This is a genomic window from Lacinutrix mariniflava, assembly GCF_001418015.1.
GTDB lineage: Bacteria > Bacteroidota > Bacteroidia > Flavobacteriales > Flavobacteriaceae > Lacinutrix > Lacinutrix mariniflava.
In genome coordinates, this window is the sequence record NZ_LIQG01000027.1 from 226,478 (window position 1) to 247,443 (window position 20,966).

14 protein-coding genes are annotated in these 20,966 nt (G+C 31.9%); 8 read left to right on the plus strand and 6 right to left on the minus strand.

Annotation, left to right across the window (positions count from 1 at the left end; translation table 11 throughout):
- Window positions 1-64 precede the first annotated feature (64 nt).
- Together ASC44_RS13505 and ASC44_RS13510 are read right to left on the minus strand one after the other, a co-directional pair.
- Window positions 65-631 carry an anthranilate synthase component II gene (locus ASC44_RS13505; RefSeq protein WP_055448147.1) on the minus strand — a complete coding sequence of 189 codons (567 nt, stop codon included), beginning with the start codon at window positions 629-631 and terminating at the stop codon, window positions 65-67.
- 1 nt (window position 632) lies between these two features.
- Window positions 633-2,030 carry an anthranilate synthase component I family protein gene (locus tag ASC44_RS13510; RefSeq protein WP_055448148.1) on the minus strand — a complete coding sequence of 466 codons (1,398 nt, stop codon included), beginning with the start codon at window positions 2,028-2,030 and terminating at the stop codon, window positions 633-635.
- A 313-nt stretch (window positions 2,031-2,343) separates the two neighbouring features.
- Here ASC44_RS13510 and ASC44_RS13515 point away from each other — a divergent pair, with 313 nt between their 5' ends.
- The 4 genes from ASC44_RS13515 to ASC44_RS13530 all read left to right on the plus strand — a co-directional run bounded on the left by ASC44_RS13515 (window position 2,344) and on the right by ASC44_RS13530 (window position 4,379).
- Complete coding sequence (locus ASC44_RS13515) at window positions 2,344-2,877, plus strand: TlpA disulfide reductase family protein (RefSeq protein WP_055448149.1); 534 nt, start codon at window positions 2,344-2,346, stop codon at window positions 2,875-2,877.
- A 6-nt stretch (window positions 2,878-2,883) separates the two neighbouring features.
- Window positions 2,884-3,504: a thioredoxin family protein gene (locus tag ASC44_RS13520; RefSeq protein ID WP_055448150.1), complete on the plus strand. Its 621-nt coding sequence runs from the start codon at window positions 2,884-2,886 to the stop codon at window positions 3,502-3,504.
- A 116-nt stretch (window positions 3,505-3,620) separates the two neighbouring features.
- On the plus strand, window positions 3,621-3,932 hold the full coding sequence (locus tag ASC44_RS13525; RefSeq protein ID WP_055448151.1) for a rhodanese-like domain-containing protein: 312 nt from the start codon (window positions 3,621-3,623) through the stop codon (window positions 3,930-3,932).
- Between the two features lie 54 nt (window positions 3,933-3,986).
- Complete coding sequence (locus ASC44_RS13530; RefSeq protein WP_055448152.1) at window positions 3,987-4,379, plus strand: rhodanese-like domain-containing protein; 393 nt, start codon at window positions 3,987-3,989, stop codon at window positions 4,377-4,379.
- 76 nt (window positions 4,380-4,455) lie between these two features.
- On the opposite strand, the gene ASC44_RS13535 is transcribed toward ASC44_RS13530, so the two are convergent.
- The 4 genes from ASC44_RS13535 to ASC44_RS13550 all read right to left on the minus strand — a co-directional run bounded on the left by ASC44_RS13535 (window position 4,456) and on the right by ASC44_RS13550 (window position 11,592).
- Window positions 4,456-6,861 (minus strand): glycoside hydrolase family 31 protein, encoded by a 2,406-nt coding sequence (locus tag ASC44_RS13535; protein ID WP_055448153.1) that lies wholly within the window; start codon window positions 6,859-6,861, stop codon window positions 4,456-4,458.
- Between the two features lie 118 nt (window positions 6,862-6,979).
- Window positions 6,980-8,887 carry a 1,4-alpha-glucan branching protein GlgB gene (glgB, locus tag ASC44_RS13540; protein ID WP_055448154.1) on the minus strand — a complete coding sequence of 636 codons (1,908 nt, stop codon included), beginning with the start codon at window positions 8,885-8,887 and terminating at the stop codon, window positions 6,980-6,982.
- A 29-nt stretch (window positions 8,888-8,916) separates the two neighbouring features.
- On the minus strand, window positions 8,917-10,182 hold the full coding sequence (locus ASC44_RS13545; RefSeq protein WP_055448155.1) for a glucose-1-phosphate adenylyltransferase: 1,266 nt from the start codon (window positions 10,180-10,182) through the stop codon (window positions 8,917-8,919).
- 3 nt (window positions 10,183-10,185) lie between these two features.
- Window positions 10,186-11,592: a glycogen synthase gene (locus tag ASC44_RS13550; RefSeq protein ID WP_055448156.1), complete on the minus strand. Its 1,407-nt coding sequence runs from the start codon at window positions 11,590-11,592 to the stop codon at window positions 10,186-10,188.
- Window positions 11,593-12,422: 830 nt separating this feature from the next.
- Here ASC44_RS13550 and ASC44_RS13555 point away from each other — a divergent pair.
- The 4 genes from ASC44_RS13555 (at window position 12,423) to ASC44_RS13570 (ending at window position 20,959) form a co-directional block, all read left to right on the plus strand.
- Window positions 12,423-14,732 carry a chondroitinase-B domain-containing protein gene (locus ASC44_RS13555; protein WP_055448157.1) on the plus strand — a complete coding sequence of 770 codons (2,310 nt, stop codon included), beginning with the start codon at window positions 12,423-12,425 and terminating at the stop codon, window positions 14,730-14,732.
- 154 nt (window positions 14,733-14,886) lie between these two features.
- A complete protein-coding gene (locus ASC44_RS13560; RefSeq protein ID WP_055448158.1) occupies window positions 14,887-17,154 on the plus strand; it encodes an alginate lyase family protein in 2,268 nt (755 codons plus the stop codon).
- A gap of 22 nt (window positions 17,155-17,176) precedes the next feature.
- Complete coding sequence (locus tag ASC44_RS13565; RefSeq protein ID WP_055448159.1) at window positions 17,177-17,551, plus strand: cupin domain-containing protein; 375 nt, start codon at window positions 17,177-17,179, stop codon at window positions 17,549-17,551.
- A 324-nt stretch (window positions 17,552-17,875) separates the two neighbouring features.
- Window positions 17,876-20,959 (plus strand): SusC/RagA family TonB-linked outer membrane protein, encoded by a 3,084-nt coding sequence (locus tag ASC44_RS13570; RefSeq protein ID WP_055448160.1) that lies wholly within the window; start codon window positions 17,876-17,878, stop codon window positions 20,957-20,959.
- The last annotated feature ends 7 nt before the right edge of the window (window positions 20,960-20,966 follow it).

The following is a 20,966-nucleotide window of genomic DNA, read 5'->3' on the forward strand; positions in this document are numbered from 1 at the left end:
AGAATTATTACTTCTCGATACAATTTTTTCAAGCTTCAAAAATCACTCAAAAGGACAATTTATTTTAACTATTAATCCAGTTTTCTAAAATTTGTTTTCCATTAGGTGTTAATACACTTTCTGGATGGTATTGTACGCCTTTTACATCGTAAATCCGATGCCTTAAAGACATTATTTGTCCGTTTTCATCAAAAGAAGTAGCTTCTAATTGCTCTGGTAAATTTGAATTTACAACCCAAGAATGGTATCTGCCAACTTCTATGGTTTTGCCCATGTCTTTAAATAACGATTCATTATCAACAGTAATATCAACTTTGGTGGCTACACCATGAAATACGGTGTCTAAATTTACTAAACTTCCACCAAAAACTTCAGCTATGGCTTGTTGTCCTAAACAAACGCCAAGAATACTTTTAGTTGGAGCATATTGCTTAATAATGGCTTTTAGTAAACCGGCTTCTTCTGGAATTCCAGGGCCTGGTGATAGTACTATTTTATCGAAGGCGTCTACCTCTTCCAAAGTTAATTTATCATTTCGTTTTACGGTAACTTTACAGCCTAAGTCTTCTAAATAATGAACTAAGTTGTATGCAAAGCTATCGTAGTTGTCTATTACTAATACTTTTTTCATATTAAATTTCTTTAGCTAATTCAATAGCATTTGTCAACGCTCCTAATTTATTATAAACCTCTTGTAGCTCACTTTCTGGGTCAGATTTAGAAACCAAACCAGCTCCTGCTTGCCAATGTAATTCGTGGTTTTTGCTAAGGAAAGTTCTAATCATAATCGCATGATTATAATTACCATTAAAATCCATAAAACCAATAGCTCCACCATAAAAAGCACGACTGGTTTTTTCGTATTTTTCAATTAGTTGCATTGCGTTATGTTTTGGAGCACCACTTAAAGTTCCTGCAGGAAATGTATCTGCAACTACTTGCATGGTTGGTGTATTGTCGTGTATTTTGCCTGTAACCTTACTTACTAAGTGTATAACATGAGAAAAAAATTGAGCTTCTCTATAGGTTTCAACCTTTACTTGGCTTCCATGTCTGCTTAAATCGTTTCTTGCTAAATCAACAAGCATAACATGTTCTGCATTTTCTTTTTCATCAGTAGCCAATTGTTTTGCTAATTCTGTGTCTTTTTCATCATTTCCAGTACGTTTAAATGTTCCTGCAATAGGATGAATTTCTGCTATGCCTTCGTTTACTACTAATTGCGCTTCAGGAGAACTCCCAAATATTTTAAAATCGCCATAATCGAAATAGAATAAATATGGAGAAGGATTAATACTTCGTAAAGCACGATAGACATTAAACTCGTCACCTTTAAATTTTTGAGAAAACTTTTTAGAAAGTACCAATTGAAAAACATCACCTCTTGCACAATGCTTTTTGGCTAATGCTACATGTTCTTTATATTCGTTATCTGTTAAGTTAGATTCAATCTCAGAGTCTGTAGAGAACTCGTATGTAGCAAAATTTGTAGACTTTATTAAATGCAATATTTCATCAATATTACTGGCGTCATCATTAAAACAATGCGCAAAAATATACGCTTCATTTTTAAAATGATTAATAGCAATAATATTTTGATAAACAGCGTAGTAAATATCGGGTATTTCTATTGAATTTGGTTTTTTTGAAATCTCAATGTCTTCAAAATACTTCACAGCATCATAAGAGGTATAGCCAAAAATACCATTGTTTATAAATTTAAAATCTTGATCGGAGTTTACTTTAAAACGTTGCGTAAATTTATGGATCATTTTAGGTACATCTGTAGTACGGTTTCTAAGCATACTGCCATCTGGAAACTGCTGTTCAATAGTATCTCCTGAAACTTTTATAGAAGCAATAGGATTAAAACAGATGTAAGAAAAACTATTATCACTGGCATGATAATCGCTACTTTCTAACAAGATGCTATTCGGGAATTTATCGCGAATTTTTAAGTAGATACTTACAGGTGTAATAGTGTCTGCAAGGATTTTTTTGTAATTGGTGTAAAGGCTAAATGTCTTCATTTATGCTGAATTTATTTTCAGTATCTCTTTTAAAGAGATGTTATTTTTATTATAGATTCTGAAACGAATTCAGAATAAAAAAAAAGGCTTGTCGTGAATGACAAGCCTTTTTGTATTTTTAATTAAAAGATACGTAAGAGTTTATTCACGAATTGTTTTCCGAGAAGTCCACCACCAAGTAAAATTTAAATTTGCGTTCATGTTTGATATAAAGGACAAAGATATAAATTGAAAGGTGAAAATCAAATTAATTTTAACGTAAATATTTGTTAAAAGTGATTTGTATCTGCATTTCTGTTATTATTTTTATAAAATGAAGATAAATGTATTACTATTATTAGTATTGTTCTCTGCTTGTAAGCAAGAAGAAAAATTGCAAATAGAAAAAAATGATTTAGTTAAAGTTCAGGAAACAAACGTCGAAAATAGAGATTTAACCGTATATAATTTTGATGAGCTCGAGCCGCTTTTAAATAAAAAGGAAGATAAGATTTATGTTGTTAATTTTTGGGCGACATGGTGTGCGCCTTGTGTTAAAGAACTACCATATTTTGAAGCTCTAAATGAAGATTATAAATCTAAAAACATAGAAGTTTTATTGGTAAGTTTAGATTTTCCTAAGCAGTATGAAACGCGACTTAAACCTTTTATTGCAGAGCATAAGTTAAAATCGGAAATAGTAGTATTAAATGATGTAGACTCAAATACATGGATTCCAAAAGTAGATAAAGAATGGTCTGGAGCTATTCCGGCAACAATTATATATAATAAAAGCAAAAGAGCATTTTACGAGAAATCGTTTAATTTAGAAGAATTAAAAACAGAAGTTAATAAATTTTTAAAATAAATTAATATGAAAAAAGTTGTAAAAGTAATATTACTATTAACAATAGTTTTTGGTTTTTGGTCTTTCTCCAAATCGGAAAAAACAACAAATAATGGTTATAAGATTGGGGATGTGGTTGCGGATTTTAAATTAGAGAACATTGATGGTAAAATGGTATCTATGTCAGATTATAAAGAAGCAAAAGGGTTTATAATTACCTTTACATGTAATACTTGTCCTTATGCTGTTGCATATGAAGATAGAGTGGAAGGGCTCAATAAGATGTATGCTACTAAAGGTTATCCAGTAATTGCAATAATGCCTAATAATATTGAAGTAAAACCTGATGATAACATGGAATCCATGCAAGAACGAGCAAAGGAAAAGGGATTTACTTTTCCTTATTTAATGGACAAAGGCCAACGCGTATACCCTCAGTTTGGTGCAACTAAAACACCACATATTTATGTTGTTAAAAAAACAGATAAAGGAAATGTAGTGAAATATATAGGTGCAATTGACGATAATTATCAAGATGCCAATGCAGTTAAAAACAAATATGTTGAAGATGCAGTGAATGCATTATTAAACGGAAAAGATGTTATTGTAAAGGAAACGAAAGCGATTGGTTGCTCGATTAAAGTATAACTAAAAAACTAATTTTTAAATATACAACCTGAAGCTGTAACACTTCAGGTTTTTTTTCGTCTGTATCATAAGGAAACGTTAATTTGATTAACTTTGCACTTTAAAAAAAAAATGGAATGGCAGATTTATCACAAGAGCAATGGGCTCAACAATTAAAGGCAGATGAGAATGCCTTTATATTAGATGTAAGAACAGAGGAAGAAGTAGCAGATGGTTACATTCCAAATGCTAAAAATTTAAATATATTTAAAGGTCAAGCCTTTGTTTATGAGTTAGAAGCACTAGATAAAAATAAGAATTATTATGTCTACTGCAAGTCAGGAGGAAGAAGTGGTCAGGCTTGTGCGCTCATGAACCAAATGGGATTTGAAAACGCTTACAATTTAGTAGGTGGTTTTTCAGAATGGACAGGTGAAGGAAAGGAATAGATTAAAATAAATAATAAGATTTCCGTCTACGCGGAATTACTAAAATAATTAACAATGAAAAAATCAACAATTGTAATCGTGTTAGTTTTAATGATAAGCATGTTTAGCTGTTCTACGAAAGACAGAAGTGCTATAACGGTAGTTTCTGTGGAAGAAATGCATATGTTACAAGATTTAGAGAATGTCCAATTAGTAGATGTGAGAACATCTAAAGAACACAAAGTAGGACATATATCTAATTCTCAAAATATAGATTTTAACTCACCTACTTTTGATGACGATATTACAAGACTAAATAAAGATAAACCTGTGATTTTATATTGCCAAAAAGGAGGTAGAAGTGCCAAGTGCGCAGATAAATTATTAGAGGCTGGCTTTAAAAAAATATACGATTTAAAAGGTGGTTTTTCAGAATGGGAACATGTAGATTTAGATATTAAATTATAAGCTTTTCTTAAAAACTTAGTAATAAAAAAACCTCAAATGATTATTATTTGGTTTTTTTATTTTTGAATAAACAGATTTAATTTCCGAATAAGTGAATTTCTGTAAATTCTTTATTTATCGAAATTGACTGATGACCATTGATAATTAGATGCTCTAAATCAATTTCTACATTATCTATTTGTACAGATGTAATTGTAAACGGTAGATTATGGAACACAAGATTAAATTTACTATAACCCGCGTTAAAATCTCCTCGCTTGTGTTGTTGTAAAATTAATTCTTTCTTTTTTCCTGTGACCTTAAAAGTACGTAAGCTAAATCTTCCTTTCTTATAATCATAGCCATCATGAGCGTCATCATATAATTTTGAAGATTCTTTACCTTCCTTATAGTAAACATCTAAAGTAATTTCATCAAATTCCTTCTCACCTACATATTGCTGTACTGGGTATTTAGGGATTACAGCTCCTTCTTTAATAAACATAGGCATACTGTCTAAGTCTGCATCTACCCATACTTCTCTTCCTCCTTCGATTACTTCGTCTGTCCAGAAATTGTACCATTTACCTTTGGGAACATACATTCTTCTTCCTTTAGCATTTGGTTCTAAGATTGGGCAAACTAAAATTTGTTCACCATAAATAAACTCATCACTTCTGTAGTGTGTGGCTGTGTCTTCTTGATCGTATAAAACTAGAGATTTTAAAATTGGTGTGCCATCATTTATATATTTCCAAAAGGCAGTGTATAAGTAAGGTAATAGCTGGTATCTAATTTCAACAAATTTTCTTACAATATCTGTAATCTCTTCTCCAAAAACCCAAGGTTCTTGGTCTCCATGATCTCCAGAAGAGTGTACTCTACAAAAGGCATGAAAAACACCTAGTTGAATCCATCTTGCAAACAATTCTCCTTGAGGTTGTTCTGCAAATCCTCCAATGTCACTTCCTGCAAAGGAGAAACCAGACATTGCCATACGTTGTGCTTGGTTATTAGCAATGGCTAAATGTTCCCAAGTTGCAACATTATCTCCCATCCAAGTTGAGGTATAACGTTGGGCTCCAGAATAGGCTGATCTTGTAATTACAAAGGGTCTTTTTGGATACGCATATTTTTTTAAACCATGATATGTAGCACGTGCCATTTGCGTTCCATAAATGTTGTGTGCTTTTCTATGTGAACATGGATTTCCATCATAATCATGGCGTACATCGTCTGGGAAAGATTTGTTAGGAACGTCCATTACTGCTGGTTCATTCATGTCATTCCACACGCCTTTAACTCCAATATCTTCAATTAATTCTTTAAATAAGCCAGACCACCATTCTCTAACTTCAGGTTTAGTGTAATCTGGGAAATAACATTCTCCAGGCCAAACTTTACCTTTCATGTAAGGACCATCGGCACGTTTACAGAAATAATCTTTATCTAATCCTTCTTTAAATACACTATAATCTAAATCGATCTTAATTCCTGGATCTATTATTACTACAGTTTTAAAACCATCATCTTCTAGCTCTTTTACCATCCTTTTAGGGTCCGGGAAATACTCTTTATTCCAAGTAAAGCATCTAAAGCCATCCATATAATCAATATCCAAATAGATAGCGTCACAAGGTATTTTTAGATCTCTAAAAGTGTTTGTTACTTCTTTTACGTTAGCTTCTGGGTAATAAGACCATTTGCATTGGTGAAAACCTAAAGCCCATAATGGAGGTAATGCATGAGGCTTGCCTGTTAGGTCTGTATAGTTTTTAACTACATCTTCCATTTTTGGTCCGTAAATGAAATAGTAATTCATTTCACCTCCTTGCGCCCAAAAGCTAGTTACATTTCTTCTTTCGTGAGCAAAATCGAAATGAGATTTAAAGGTGTTATCGAAGAAAATACCATATGATCTATTATCTTGTATTGCTGTGTAGAAAGGAATTGCTTTATAGATAGGGTCTGTGTTTTTTCCAAAAGCGTAAGAATCTGTTGCCCAGTTTTCGAAACGTTTTCCTTTTAGATTGACATCTACGGGTTTATCTCCTAAACCATAAAAACTTTCTGCTTTTTGGCAAGCTTTACTCATTTTTACAATGTCACCTCCGTATTCATAGCTCTCTTCCCAGTGAAAACCTATTTCATCTTCATTTATTAGCTTTAAGTCTAAAGCATCAAAAAGTTTTACTTGTAAACTACTTTTTTCTACTTTACAAATTAATTTTGAAGTTGTAATTATATAGTGAGTTTCATCTTCTGTGACTTCTAGAAAACTATAGCCTCTGCTAGCGTGTACGGTAACTCCATACGAAAAATCGTTTTCAAACTTACCTGTTGTGCTGTATCTAAAACGAATAACGCTATCTCTAACAACCGTTAATTGCAAAACAACGCCATTTTTTGTAGTAAAATGTAGTGTATCTACATCTTTTTTATAGTCTATAATTTCTGATGGAAATAAATTTCCCTTTTGTTCTAACTCTGTATTAACTATCATTATATTGATGTTTTGGTCTGCAAAAAAACGGAAAACTTAGCACAATAAAAACATTATTAATTACCACTTGTTAACGCAAACGTTGTAATTGTATTATTCTTAAAATAAGGCTTTTATATTATGAATACTTCAGTACGATCATGGCTAAAGGCGGTATTGTTACCTCTGTAGAATGTGTTCTAGATTGCCATTTTTTTGCTTTAGAAGTAATAGTGGTGTTATTGAAATCTCCAGACCCATAAAACACTTTGTCGTCACTATTAAAAATTTGTTTTAGGGTTCCTTTTTTTGGAAGTCCAATACGGTAATTTTCGCGAGGTAACGGTGTCATGTTGCAAATAACAATAACATTGTCTTTTTGTTGATTTCCTTTTCTAATATAAACAAGTACAGAGTTTTCTGCATCGTTATAGTCGATCCATTCAAAACCATCTTGAGAGAATTGTTTCTGTGAAAGTGCAGGCTCTGTTTTGTAAAGAGTATTTAATGCTTTTACTAATTCTTGTGTGCCTTTATGCGGTTTATATTGTAATAAATGCCAATCTAAACTGGTTTGAAAGTCCCATTCTTCACTTTGTCCAAATTCGGCACCTTGAAATAGAAGTTTTGTTCCAGGATGCGTATACATATAACTGTATAGTAAGCGTAAGTTGGCAAACTTTTGCCACTCGTCTCCAGGCATTCTGTTTAAGATAGATTTTTTGCCATAAACAACTTCATCGTGAGAGAGTGGAAGCATAAAGTTTTCTGTGAAAGCATACGTCATAGAGAACGTGATGTCGTTTTGATGGTGCTTTCTGTAAGCAGGATCTTTAGAGAAGTAATCTAATGTATCGTGCATCCAGCCCATCATCCATTTCATTCCAAAGCCTAAGCCTCCTAAAAAAACAGGTTTAGAAACACCTGGAAATGCTGTAGATTCTTCGGCAATTGCTTGAACGTCTGGAAAAGTTCCATAAACAGCTTCGTTTAGCTCTTTCATAAAAGCTACGGCTTCCAAATTTTCTCTTCCTCCGTATATATTTGGTTCCCATTCTCCTTCTTCTCTCGAGTAATCAAGAAATAGCATTGATGCCACTGCGTCTACACGTAGTCCATCTGCATGAAATTGGTCGAGCCAAAACAAGGCATTACTTATTAAAAAAGATTTTACCTCATTACGACCATAGTTAAAAATTAAACTTTTCCAATCTTGGTGGTAACCTTTCTGCTTATCTGGATGTTCGTATAGGCAAGAACCATCAAAAAAGCCTAAACCATGCGCATCTTCTGGAAAGTGAGATGGTACCCAGTCTAAAATAATTCCAATATCATTTTGGTGAAATTTATCGACTAGTAACTTAAATTCTTCAGGATAACCGAATCTTGAAGTTGGTGCAAAATAGCCAGTTACTTGGTAGCCCCAACTTGGATCGTATGGGAACTCCATAATTGGCATAAGTTCTACGTGTGTAAAGTTCATTTCTTTTACGTAACTAACCAGTTCGTCTGCTAGCTCTACATAGGATAGAAAGCGATTTTCTTCAATTTGTTTTTTCCAAGATCCTAAATGGACTTCGTAAACAGAATATGGCGCATCTAAAGCGTTTTTTTTTATACGAGATTTCATCCAATTTTTATCTTTCCAACTGTAATCGTCCTCCCAGACTATAGATGCTGTTTTTGGATTATGTTCGTAACGTCTAGCATATGGATCTGCTTTTTCAGTTTTAATGCCGTTGTTGTTACTTTCAATTTTGTATTTATAGGTTGTTCCTTTGCCAACTTTAGGAATAAAGCCTTCCCAAATACCACTTTCGTCCCAACGTACATTTAATTTGTGCTCTCCTTCTTTCCAGAAATTAAAATCTCCAATAACCGAAACTTGTTTTGCGCTTGGAGCCCAAACAGCAAAATAAGTCCCTTCTTGTTTGTCTATTGTAATTATGTGTGATCCAAACTTTTCATAAAGTTTGTAATGTTTTCCAGCTTTAAATAAATTAACATCGAAATCTGTAAATAAGCTATGCGCTATTACTTGAGACATATTTTGTTTTTTGATTAAGTATTCGTTTGTTACCTTATTACAGTCCCTTTGGGTATTGTAGAACCTTTTTTAATAACAACAATCCCATCTTTTATTAAGTAGGTATCTGTTTCAATGTCTTTTGCGTTTGGTCCTCCCTCGATTCTAACATCGTCTCCAATTCTACAATTTTTATCAATTATACAATTGTTGATATAGCATCTGGCTCCAATACCTAATAGATTTTCAATTTTATTAACTTCAATGTTTTTTAAAGATTCATAATGATCATTTCCCATCATGTAGGTGTTTAAAATAACAGATTCTTGTCCAATTCTAGAACGAATACCTATAACGCTTCTTTCAATCTTTGCTGCATGTACTATGCAGCCGTCGGCAATAACAGTTTTGTTTAGTAGACTACCAGATATTTTAGATGTTGGTAATATTCTCGCATTTGTGTATACTCTATCATCTGAATATAAATTAAATTTAGGAATATCATCCGTTAGGCCTAAATTAGCCTCAAAGAAAGAATCTATAGTACCAATATCAGTCCAGTAGCCTTCGTATTGGTAGCTAAGTGTTTTGTGGTTATGTATAGATTGTGGTATAATCTCTTTACCAAAATCATTAGTATCTGGATTCTCCATCAGTTTAACTAATAGGTCTCTATTAAAAATGTAAATACCCATAGAGGCTAGATAGTGTCTTCCTTCTTTCTTCATGTCTTCACTAACATCCGAAGTCCAATCTGGTAATAAATCTGCAGCTGGTTTTTCTATAAACGAAGTGATGATGTTTTGATCGTCTGTCTTCAATAGCCCAAATCCGGTTGCATCTTTTGCATTTACAGGATAAGTTGCAATAGATATTTCAGCATTACTTTCTTCATGCTTAGCGATCATATCTTCTAAATCCATATTGTACAATTGATCTCCAGAAAGTATTAATGCGTACTGAAAATCATTACTCAAAATGTGCTGCATACTTTGCCTTACAGCATCTGCCGTTCCTTGAAACCAATCTTCACTTTGCATTGTTTGTTCTGCTGCCAAAACGTCTACAAAAGCAGAGCTAAAAAAACTAAAATGATAAGTGTTTTTAATATGCCTATTTAAGGAAGCAGAATTAAACTGTGTTAAAACATACATTCTTTTAATATCAGCATTTATGCAATTAGAAATAGGAATATCTACCAATCTATATTTACCAGCGATGGGTACTGCTGGTTTAGATCTGTCTGCAGTTAATGGGTATAGTCTAGAGCCTTGTCCTCCTCCTAAAATAATACTTAAAACCTTATTGTTTATCATAGTTTAGTTATTTAGCGATTTATATAATTCTATGTATTTTTTTGCTGAATTGTCCCACGAGTGATCTATATTCATAATGTGTTTTCTTGTTTTTTTGAAGTTAACATCATCTTTATAAAAAGCAGTAGCTCTTTCAATTGCTATACAAATATCTTTTACGCTTGCGTGTTGGTGAGTGAAACCAAAGCCGTTATCTGTAATGTCGACAATAGTATCTTTTAAACCTCCAATGCTTCTAACTATTGGAATAGTGCCGTAGCGTAAGGAGTACATTTGGTTTAAGCCACAAGGTTCTACTCGAGACGGCATTAATAAGAAATCTGTTCCTGCATAAATATTGTGAGACAGCTTTTCATCATAACCAATATACGCATTATAATTACCTTTGTGTTTTGTTTTTAAAGCTTCTAATTCGTTTTCAGTTTCATGGTCTCCAGAGCCTAAGAGTAGTATGGATATGTCATTGTTTTTTAATGCAATATCAAAAGCTTCAGGGAATAAATCTGATCCTTTTTCGTCTACAAGTCTTCCAATAAATGCGAATAAGGGTTTTTTAATATTTAAATTAAAAGTATCACAAAGCTCTTTTTTATTTGCTTTTTTTCCGGCAATACTAGAAGCGATTGAATATTGTTTTGTTATAAATGTATCTGTTTCAGTATTCCAAACATTAGTATCGATGCCATTTAAGATCCCAACACACTTTTCGTGTTCGTTACTTAATAATGATTCTAAACCATTAGCTGCACTTTTTAGTTCTTCCATATAACTTGGAGATACTGTTGTTACTTTCCATGCGCATTTTATTGCAGAAGCTAGCGGATTAATAGTACCATTCCAATCTAGTAAGCCTACGTTAGTAAAATCGAATTTTGGAATTAAATTAACTTTATCATGAGAAAAGCAGCCTTGGTATTGTGCATTGTGTATTGTGGTTACAACAGGTATTTTATTTAGTGCTTCGTACTTAAAACTCTCTTGAAGCATAAACGGTATAAGTCCCGTGTGGTGATCGTGACAATGTATGGTATCCGGTTTTTCTTTTAGAGTAAGTATCCAATCTAAAGCTGCTATTTGAAAAGCTAAAAATCTATTAGAATCATCAAACGAATAGATGTAGTCTTTAAAAAGTAGCTCTGGGATGTCTATTAAAAATAAATCAAACCCAAGTAAAAAATCAACTGGTTTTAAGATTTTAAAAGGATGGCTTTCTTCGTCTAAAACAATGTTCCCTTCGTATATACTTTCAAATTCATTTTTTTTTGTAAAAGTAATATCATAAAAAGGCATTATTACACTAGACGTTTCACCTAGCATGTTTTGGTATTTAGGAAGTGCGCCTACAACATCTGCTAATCCTCCAACTTTTGCTACTGGATAACATTCTGCGCTAATGTGTACTATTTTCATCTCAAGTTTTTTATACAGTTTCTAAAGTACTAATTAGTTTTGATTCTTCTTGGTCAAAGGTTTATTTTTATTGATATATTAATAATCGTCTAAATGACCACGTTTTATTTGCTAAAATTAGTGAATAAATGAAGATGTGATAAACTGTAATTTATCTTAATGTAGGTTAATTTGAGCCATTTTTAAATATGCTAAGAGTTGTTGATGATAAAATAGAGTTTCAATTGGTATTGAGAAAGCAGTAATTAGAATGAGTTGAAGGTTGAAAATGTTAACTTTTATTAAGTATGTGCAGCTCGCTATGCTTTTAGTTTAAATGCAGAGAACAGCAAATCCTTTTTCAATATCTAATTAAAGCGATTTATTATTCGTTATAAGGACTTAAGTGTCGAATGTTTTATCGAGAAATTTATAGATTAAATTGGTAAATAATTCTATTTCAATTAGAATGTTAACCGTGTGTTTTCTTCTTGAATTCTCTTTTGGGATTAAACTTTACTACCCTAAAAATTGCATAATAGTTAAATTTAATTATATTTGGTAAACCAATCTGGTAAACCAATTGTTAAATTTTTATTGAAAAAGCACTTAATTTATATTTTTTAATTGTTTTGGAAATGAAGAAAAGGATATTGTTCGTATGTCTTCAAATGCCTCAGGGAATTCAAATACGGAAGAGGTTAGTACCTAGATTGATTTTTCTATTAGGAAAGTAACGTTACCTGTAGATGAAGATAATTATTGAATAATTAAATTATATATTTAACTGAAAGTCTATTGGTTTAAAAGATCTTTAGCTCTTTTTTATCTCTTAAAATTAAATAACCCTTATGAAAAAAATGATAATATTTTCAGTGTTTTTAACACTAATGGCCTGTGGTAGTAAATCACCAATAAGTACTAGTAGCATTAATGTTGCTAATATTGAAGAGCTAAATACTGCAATAAAAGACAGTAAGCCTGGAGATAATATTGTTTTAGCAAATGGAGTCTGGAAAGATGTTGAAATTAAATTTATTGGAGAAGGGACAGAAGAGAGTCCTATAGTTTTAAAAGCAGAGACCGAAGGAGAAGTATTTATAGAAGGTGTGTCTAGTTTAGAAATTAGTGGAAACTATTTAAAAGTGAATGGTTTGTTTTTTAGAAACGGACATTCGCCTAAAACAAACGTAATAGCTTTTAGAACAAGTAAAAGTAAAGTTGCTAATCATAGTAGCGTGTCAAATTGTGTTATTTTAGATTTTAATAATTTAGAACGCGATCAAGATAACCTTTGGGTGCAGCTTTATGGTAAGCACAATACATTAGATCATTGTTATATTGCAGGTAAAACAAATGGAGGACCAACGGTAAGAGTAGACTTAAAAGGAAATCAAAGTATTAAAAATTACCACCAGATTGTAAATAATCATTTTGGTCCAAGACCAAGAAAAGGTGGTGCTAGAGGCGAAACAATCCAATTAGGAAGTAGTTTTACTTCCATGTCACCAAGTAATACCACTATTGCAAATAATTTATTTGAAGAATGTAATGGCGAAGTAGAAATTATTTCAAGTAAAACCAATTTCAATATTATAAAAAATAATGTGTTTTATAAAAGTGAAGGTTCTGTAGTTACACGTCACGGAAATTATGTTACTATCGATGGAAACTATTTTATTGGAGATGGAATAAACGAACAATACGGTGGAATTAGAATTGTTAACACTGGACATTGGGTTATAAATAATCTTTTCTATAAGCTAAAAGGAAGTAATTTTAGAAGCCCATTAGCAATAATGAATGGTATTCCTAAATCGCCATTAAACCGTTATAATCAAGTGACAGATGTTGTTGTAGCCTATAATACGTATGTAGATTCTAGTTCGCCTTGGCAGTTTGGAGTAGGAACAAATATCGCACAGTCTGATGTTTTACCAAAATCTGAAATCCGTTCTGCAAGACCTTTAAGAACTGAGGTTGTTAATAATGTTATATATAATTCTGTTGGAGATGCCAATCCAATTGTTGAGCATGATAAAGCAGATGGTGTTACTTTTAAAAGTAATATTATATATAATAATGGAGTTGAAATAACAAATGGTCATGGTTTAATTTCTAAAGAATTAAACTTGACAGAAATAGGAAAAGAGCTTTCAGTGCCAACAACTGGTTTTGATGATGTGGAAATTTATAAAGGATTCGATTTTGAAACCATTACAGATGATTTATTTGGAAATTCGAGAGCAGATTCAAATAAAATTGGAGCTATTTTAAATGCTGCAAATGTTAATTTAGATCTTTTAGATAAATCAAAATACGGAACATCTTGGTTTTCTAACGAAGTTGAAACTAAAGAAGTAACAACACACAGTGTAAATAATACTAACGAATTAGTGTCAAAGTTAAATGCCGCAAAAAGTGGTGATATTCTTGATTTAAAAGCGGGTTCTTATACTATTGCGCAATCATTAATTATTAATAAAACAATAACAATTACGTCTAAAGGAAATGCTGAAATTCTTTACACTGGAGCAAAAGAAACTCCAGCTTTAGAGTTGCATCCTTATGGGAAATTAACTTTAAAAAACATAAAGTTAAAAGGGACGGGTACACAATATGCTGTTGCGAGTTTAAAAAAGAATATGTCTAATCATTTTGGATTAGAAGTAACTGATTCTGAAATCAGTAATTTTAATTATGCACTAAAAGTTTATAAACAATCTTTTTCAGAAGAAGTAATATTTAAGAATACTTCAATTGTAGATTGTGAAAACGGTTTAGAGCTGTCTGAAGAAACAAATGATAGAGGAGATTATAATGCAGAATATTTTACTATTGATAACTGTACTTTTAATAATGTAAAGCAGAATGTTGTGGATTATTACAGAGGTGGTTACGATGAGTCTACAATTGGAGGAAATCTTTTATTAACGAACAGTACATTTGTTAATTGTGGAGCAAAAGAAAAAAATGGAATTCTTTTAAATCATAGAGGTATTGTAAATGTTGACATTAATAATAACACCTTTAAAAATAATAAAGTTCAGTTTGTTTCTATTTTATGGGGAGCAAAAAATAATAAAGAGTCAGAAAATAATTTAACGAACTCTGGGAAAATAAAAACAGAAGAAAACTTAGTAATGAAGTTAATGTATTAATTCGCTTTTTTTAAGCAAATAATAAAATAGCAACATATTTAGCACAGTCGAAATACTAATAGAAATTTTAGTTTTATTAGTATTCCGACTGTACTCAAATTAATGAGTTTTGTGAAATAGTATAATAGAAACAGTCCGTAATAAATAAAATAGTATGAAATTAAAAATAGCCATAGTCATTCTTTTAATGTTTAGTTTTTCTTGTAAAGAAAAGACGACTACTATTTCAGATGATAAAAAAGAAACATCAACAGCTACATCTCAAGAACATCCTAATTTAATTCTTACAGCTCAGGGTGTTAAAGATATTAGAGCGCAATTAGGTAATATTCCAATTTTCGATAAAAGCCTAGAAGCAGTAAAGAAGGAGATAGATGCAGAGATATCAGCAGGAATAGAAGTGCCAATTCCTAAAGATTATTCGGGAGGTTACACGCATGCACGTCACAAAAAAAACTTTGTGGTTTTACAGAAAGCAGGCGTTTTATATCAAATTTTACAAGACGATAAATATGCAAAGTATGTAAAAGACATGCTAATGGAATACGAGAAAATGTATAAAACATTACCGTTACATCCAAAAACAAGATCTTATGCAAGAGGTAAATTATTTTGGCAATGTTTAAATGATTCTAATTGGTTAGTGTATGTAAGTCAAGCTTACGATTGTATTTATAATTATTTATCTGAAGAAGAGCGCAATAAGTTAGAAACAAATTTATTTAGACCATTTGCAGACCATATATCAGTAGATAGTCCTCAGTTTTATCAAAGAGTTCATAATCATAGTACTTGGGGAAATGCAGCAGTTGGTATGATTGGTTTAGTAATGAACGATCAAGAATTAATCGATCGTGCTTTATATGGTATTAAAGGTGTAAATTTAGATACAAAAGCTAAAGATGATGATGGAGGCTTTTTAAATAAAGATGGAAAAGCAGGTTTTTTAGCAAATATAGAAGAACCTTTTTCTCCAGATGGTTATTATAACGAAGGACCTTATTACCAGCGTTATGCAATGTATCCTTTTTTAATTTTTGCTGAAGGATTAAATAATGTTAAACCAGAAATGAAAATTTTTGAATACAAAGAAGGTGTGCTTTTAAAATCGATTAATGCGCTTCTAAACTTATCAGATGCAGATGGTGATTTCTTTCCACTTAACGATGGGCAAAAAGGAATGTCATATTATAATAGCGCTTTAGTGACAGCTGTAGATATCTCTTATCATTTTGGTGATCAAGATCCTGGTTTATTAAGTATTGCATCTAAGCAGGATAAAGTATTGCTAGACGATTCTGGTTTGGCCGTAGCATTAGGAATTAAAAATGGAAAAGAAGTACCATTTACTAGAAAGTCAATTAACTTATCAGACGGACCAAAAGGAAAACAAGGTGGTGTTGGTATTTTAAGAAATGAAGACATTGAGCTTGTGTTTAAATATGCTGCGCAAGGATCTAGTCATGGACATTATGATAAATTATCATATTCTTTATATGAAGACGGAGAAGAAGTCATTCAGGATTATGGTTTAGCACGTTTTGTAAATATTGAGCAAAAAGGTGGTGGAAATTATCTTAAAGAAAATAAGACTTGGGCAAAGCAAACCATAGCACATAATACAGTAACTCAAAATGAAACCTCTCATTTTACTGGGAAATATGAAATTGGAAGTAAGCATCATTCTGTTTTAAATTATTTTTCTTCTGAAAATGAACAAGTTCAAGTAGCCAGTGCTAAAGAAGAAAATGCATATCCTGGAACAGAGATGATCCGTACTATGGCTATTATTAAAGATGAAGATTTCGAGAAGCCATATGTTTTAGATGTTATGAAAATAGCTTCGAAAACAGTTAATAAATACGATTTTCCTTATTACTTTTTAGGGCAAGTTTTAAATACTAATTTTGATTATAAAACACCAGAAACATTAAAGATATTAGGAAGTAAAAATGGGTATCAACACTTATTTGTTGAAGGTTCTGCAAGAGCAACATCAGCAAACAGTAAATTGTCTTGGTTAAATAAAGGTAAATTTTACAGTTTAACAACAGTAACAGATAATAATGACGAATTACTATTTACACGAATAGGAGCAAATGACCCAGAGTTTAATTTACGTAGAGAAGCAGCATTAATGTTGAGAAGAAAGAACACAAAAAACACGCTTTTTGTAACAGCAATAGAGGCACATGGTAGTTATAATGTTGTTTCAGAATCTGCAATTAATTCTAAAAGTAATATTAAAGAATTAAAAGTTGTTTTAGATACTCAAGATTATACGGCTATTTCAATGACTACTGTAAAGGGAAGTACAAGGTTGTTTATTACTGCAAATACAAACGCTTCAAGAGAGGCAAGTCATACATTAAAAATAAACGAAAAGAACTACACTTGGACAGGTTCTTATTATTACAAATAAAATAATTCTAAAATAGAATACAATGAATAGATTTAGTGAAAAGTACGTTATAGCAAAAGAATTGGAATGGGAAAACCTTGGAGGAGGAGTCTCTAGAAAGTTTTTAGGTTACGATAATCAAATTATGATGGTAAGTGTGAAGTTTGATAAAGGAGCATTAGGAGCGCCACATCAACATTTTCACACACAAGCTACGTATTGTGTTTCCGGTAAATTTGAATTTGAAATTGATGGAGAAAAGAAAATCGTAGAAGCAGGTGATGGTGTTTATATTGAGCCTAATTTACTACATAGTGCAGTATGTCTTGAGGAAGGGCAGTTAATTGACACTTTTAGTCCAGTAAGAGAAGATTTCTTAACTGGTGAAGGTCTATCTTACTTTGGAGATAAGTCTTAAGTGTAAAAGCTAACTACTTAATAAATATTTTAAATAAATATTAATTTAATGAAGTAGACCTAATGTTATAGAGATTGATGTAAATGTTTGCTATTTTAACTTAAAAATATGCTCATTTAACATATAAATTTTACTACAACGTTGTAATTAACAAAATTTTATATATATTTGGTTGACCAGATTGGTAAACCAATATTTTGAATACTGTTTTTACAATAAAAAAAAGAACAGTTTTATAGCTGTTCTTTTTTTGGAATACTATTTCCTAAAAAATAGTATTCTCAAGGCATTTTAACTAACTAAATTAACAATTAATAAAAAATTATGAATTTAAAAGCTAAATCGGCATTTTTTGCTATACTTTTTATGTGCATGTCTGCTTTTGCACAAGAAAACTTAATCGTTAAAGGACAAGTAGTGTCAGCATTAGATAATATGCCGCTTCCTGGAGTAAACGTAATTGTGGCTGGGTCAAGCAATGGAACAAGCACAGATTTTGATGGAAATTATCAAATTACTGCAAAAGAAGGAGAGGTTCTTCATTTTTCGTTTATAGGCTTTGAAACAAAACTTGTACCAGTCACAAACCAAAGAACTTTAAATGTTTTATTAGTAGAGGATGCTAATCAACTAGATGAGGTTGTTGTAATAGGATATGGAACACAAAAGAAAAGTCACTTAACTGGTGCTATCTCTAAAGTAACAAATGAGACTTTAGATCAAATAGCAGTAGCAAGAGTAGATGAAGCTTTAGTTGGTCAAGTCTCAGGTGTTAATGTTCAAGCAACAGAAGGGGAAGCAGGTTCTGCTCCAACTATTACTATTCGTGGAGCGGGTTCTATTTCAGGCAGTTCTTCTCCATTAATTGTTGTGGATGGTTTAGCTGTTGATAACGACTTTTTAGGGTCTTTAGATATGAATGAAGTCGCTTCTTTTGAGGTTTTAAAAGATGCAGCATCTGCAGCAATATATGGGTCAAGAGGAGCTAATGGTATAATAATGATTACCACCAAACAAGGTAAAGAAGGAGAAACTAAATTTACTTACAATACGTTTACAGGTTTTAAAGAGGCAATACAAAGTGAGGCTTATTATATTACACTTGCAGAATCTGCGGAGTTTGAGCTTGCTCAAACAGGTTCATTGTCAAGTCAAACACAGTATAAGCAGTTGTTAGGAGTAGATAATCCTTGGCAGAATATTATTTTTGATGGTGGTCAAATAAAATCACACTCCCTTAGTGCAAGAGGAGGTAGTGATAAAACAAAATATGCGGCCACATTTGGTTATACGCATGATGAGGGTGTTTTGTTAACAGATGATTATAAAAAGTATAACCTAAGATTAAAAATAGATACTAAGGTTAATGATAAATTGTCTTTTGGAGCAAGTATTGCACCATCTATAACTAATAAAAGACGATTTGACGGCTCAACGCACGATATTTTAAGACAGCCATCTTGGTTGCCACTTTATCATGACGCAAATACAATACAATATGTTAACCAAGGAGCAATAGGAGAAGATGGATTGCCTTACGATGTACAAATAGGTGACTATGCGCTTCAAGGGCATTTTGACGGATACGATTTAGATGGAGATCCAAGTACTAACGGTATTAATATTTCTAGTACAGGAAATACAAATCCTGGAGCTAAAGTTTTAGAGCGTCATCGTACGGAAGATAGATTTAAAATATTTGGTAGCATGTATGCTAAGTATAAGATAACGGATGGTTTAAGCTTTAGAACATCTTTCGCAGGAGATCTTCAAAACACAGAAAATAGAAGATGGCAAGGTGTGCTTGCTAGTAGAAATGGTGCTAGTGCTGCTCAATTAGATTTGTCTAGTCAAAATAGAATGCACCTTGTAACAGATAATTATTTTACTTATGATAAGACGTTTGGAAATCATGAAATAAGTGCATTATTGGGTATGAATGCGGAGACATGGGATGTTAAATTTGATGCCGTAAGAGGTACGGGTTATGATTCGGATGTTTTGCAAACAATATCAGGAGCTTCAACAATTGCTCTAGCGGAATCTGAAGAATATGAATACAGTTTAATAGGCTATTTTGCTCGATTTAATTATGCGTATGACAATAAGTATTTTGCATCTCTAAGCTATAGAAGAGATGGGAATTCTCGATTAGGTTCAAATTCTAAATATGGAGATTTTCCTGCCCTATCTGCCGGTTGGAATGTAAGTAATGAATCTTTTTTAGAAGATAGTAATTTTGTTAGTAATTTTAAATTAAGATTAAGTTATGGTTTTACCGGTAATGCAGCTATCGATACTAATAGTAATATTATCGATAATTACGCTTACTTGTCTTTACTAGAGTCTTCAACAGCAGTTATAGACGGTGTTGTTACAAATGGATTTAACCCTATAAATATTGCAAATCCAAATTTAGAATGGGAACGTTTAGAAGAAATTAATCCAGGTGTCGATTTTGGTTTTTTCAACAATGTTGTTTCTGGTTCATTTGATTATTATAAAAGGACTAGTGATAAATTAATTATCTCAAACCCTATTTCAGGAACAACTGGTTTTTCAGAGGCGCTACAAAATCTTGGTAAAGTTCAAAATACAGGATTTGAATTAGAGTTAAGAACACGTAACATTTCTAAAGAGAAATTTAAGTGGTCAAGTACTTTTCTTGCAACAAGAAATAAAAATGAGTTATTAGATTTTGCAGATTCAAACGGGCAAATCCTGAATGTCGACGATAAACGAGCTGCAGAATGGATTAACCTAGTTGGTAATCCTATCTCTTCTTTTTATGGTTGGGTTGTAGAAAGCGAAATACCAGTAGAGTTTATTAATAATCCATACACACCAATTGGTAACGAAGCAAAAGATGTTTATGTAAAAGATTTAAATGGCGATGGAGTTATAGATGATGATGATAAAACTATCCTTGGAGATCCTTATCCAGATCTTATTTGGAGTTTTACAAATGATTTTAAAATTGGGGATTTTGATGTGAGTTTTATGTTTCAAGGAAGTCATGGTGCAGAAGTTAGAAATATTGCAGATCAATATATATTTAACTATTTTGATACCACAGGAGCAACAGATTTTATTTCAACAACACCTAATCAGGAGTTTACAAGAAAGAAAATATTTACAGACGCAATAATTCAAGATGCATCGTATGTTGCATTACGTAATGTTAATATAGGTTATAATTTTTCAGACGATGTAATTTCAGCATTAGGTATTTTTACTAAAGCTAGAGTTTATGCAACTGGTCAAAACTTATTATATTTTACGGCAGATGACTATACTGGTTTTAATCCAGAGTCTATTCAAACAACAAGTCCAACAACTTATGGTTACCAAAGAGGTGGATCTCCAATTGCGAGAACAATTTCTCTTGGTTTAAATTTAGAATTTTAATATAAAA